The 515-nt window shown below is 65.4% G+C and carries 1 protein-coding gene; it reads left to right on the forward strand.

Going from position 1 to position 515, the window contains the following annotated elements:
• Nucleotides 1–515 (forward strand): AAA family ATPase (locus ABEH87_RS21675; RefSeq protein ID WP_346579424.1); only part of this gene is annotated, 515 nt, incomplete at both ends.

Consider the following 515-nt stretch of genomic DNA (forward strand, 5'->3'; position numbering starts at 1 on the left):
GCCCGGCCGGTGCAGAGCTGAAAGAAGGCGAACTGAACCCGGCCCTGCAAAACGCACTGGATAAATTTACCCTCGACGTGACGGCAAAAGCGCGGGCGGGAAGCATCGACCCGGTGTTCGGCCGCGACACCGAAATCCGCCAGATGGTCGACATCCTGTCGCGCCGCCGCAAGAACAACCCGATTCTGGTCGGCGAGCCGGGGGTGGGGAAAACCGCGCTGGTCGAAGGCCTGGCGCTGCGTATTGCCGAGGGCAACGTGCCGGAATCCCTCAAACCGGTGATTCTGCGCACCCTTGACCTCGGCCTGTTGCAGGCGGGTGCAGGCGTAAAGGGCGAGTTCGAACAGCGCCTGAAAAACGTCATCGATGCGGTGCAGCAGTCACCGGTGCCGGTTTTGCTGTTTATCGACGAGGCGCACACCATTATCGGCGCGGGCAACCAGGCGGGCGGGGCCGACGCCGCCAACCTGCTGAAACCGGCCCTGGCGCGCGGCGAGCTGCGCACCATCGCCGCC

It is taken from the genome of Erwinia sp. Eh17-17 (genome assembly GCF_039675725.1).
In the GTDB taxonomy this organism is placed as follows: Bacteria; Pseudomonadota; Gammaproteobacteria; order Enterobacterales; family Enterobacteriaceae; genus Erwinia.